This window comes from Nocardioides jensenii JCM 1364 = NBRC 14755, from assembly GCF_001552535.1.
Classification (GTDB): domain Bacteria; phylum Actinomycetota; class Actinomycetes; order Propionibacteriales; family Nocardioidaceae; genus Nocardioides; species Nocardioides jensenii.
Genome location: NZ_BCRJ01000169.1, coordinates 1 through 1604, shown reverse-complemented (window position 1 = coordinate 1604; position 1604 = coordinate 1). Strand labels below are relative to the sequence as shown.

The window sequence follows — 1604 nt, the reverse complement described above, 5'->3', positions numbered from 1 at the left end:
GGCGGGTTCATGCGGTCGTCGCAACACCTCGAGTTTGAGGAGTTGCGACGACCGTGTCGTTTTCAGAGGAATTGGTTCGGCTGATGAGGCTGGTCGATAGCGGGATTCCGGTCCCGGCGGCAGCTGTTGCGGTGGGAATTTCCAAGGGCCGTGCTTATGAGTTGCTCAAGGCTGCCGGCCGTGGGCGTGGCCCGAAGACCACGATCAGTGACGAGCATCGTCGGGTGGTGATCGGCGAGTTCGACCGGACCGGGAGCATCAACCAAGCCGCGATCCGGAGTGGATTGAGCCACAACGCGGCGCGTCGGATCTTGGTCGCCGCGGGTCTGGTGGCGGCGGTCCCCGTCGCGGTGGGCAAGCCGGACGCGAAGGCACGATTCCTGGAGTTGATCAAAGAGGGCTGGTCGGCCACCCGTGCTTCCCGTGAGGTCGGTGTGCACCCGCGCACCGCACGGGATTGGCGTAGGGGGATCAAGAAGACCGGCAACACGCGGGTACACCCCGACGGGACGGTCGTGGACTACGGCCGCAGAACCCGATATCTGAAGACTATGACCCAAGCCCGATCCGATGTGCCCAATCAGCGCCCGGTACCTGTCAGCGCAGGACCGGGTGGCGATCGCTGACGGTCTGGTCAACAAAGTCACGATGACCGCGATCGCGGCCGGGATTGGCAAGAACGTCTCGACGGTCTCGCGTGAGGTCGCTCGGCACAGCGTCGAGGGCGTCTATTTGCCTCACCGGGCGCACCGTGATGCCGCCGTGGCGCGTGGCCGTGCGAAGGACTCGAAGCTGCTCACCAACCAGCGGCTACGCGCTGAGGTCGAACAGGGTTTGGAGCGGAAGTTGTCGCCTGAACAGATCTCGAACAGGCTCAGGCGGGACCATCCCGACGACGAGAGCATGCGCGTGAGCCACGAGACGATCTACCAGGCGCTGTACTTCCAGGCCCGCGGCGGGTTGAAGCGCGAGGTCCAGACCGCGCTGCGTAGTGGGAGGACTCGCCGCAAACCACACCGCCAACCCGGGCAACGCACCCACCGGTTCGTCGATGAGATGGTCATGATCAGCCAGCGTCCGGCCGAGGTCGATGATCGTGCCGTTCCGGGGCACTGGGAGGGCGATCTGATCATGGGCGCGGGCAACCAGTCCGCGATCGGGACACTGGTCGAGCGGACCACCCGCTACACGATGCTGCTGCACCTGCCAGGTGGCCACAACGCCGAAGCCGTGCGCGATGAACTCCTCAAGACGATGAAGACACTGCCCGAACATTTACGGGGCTCGCTGACCTGGGACCAGGGCTGCGAGATGGCCGGACACAAGCAGTTCAGCCTCGCCGCGAACATGGCCGTCTACTTCTGTGACCCGGCATCGCCGTGGCAGCGTGGCACGAACGAGAACACCAACGGCCTACTACGTCAGTACTTCCCCAAAGGCACCGACCTGTCGGTCCACGGCGCCGAGGACCTCGAGCACGTCGCCCAGGAACTCAACGGCCGCCCACGCAAAACACTCGGCTGGGAAACCCCAGCCGAGCGCTTGCGTGATCTACTCACCACCTAAGAAATCAGGCGGTGTTGCGACGACCCCTTGAATTCGCC

At 64.5% G+C, this 1604-nt stretch carries 1 pseudogene; it reads left to right on the top strand.

From position 1 onward, the window contains the following. The first annotated feature begins 389 nt into the window (after positions 1–389). Positions 390–1566 (top strand): annotated as a pseudogene (locus NJ4_RS24775) (IS30 family transposase). Positions 1567–1604: the final 38 nt, after the last annotated feature.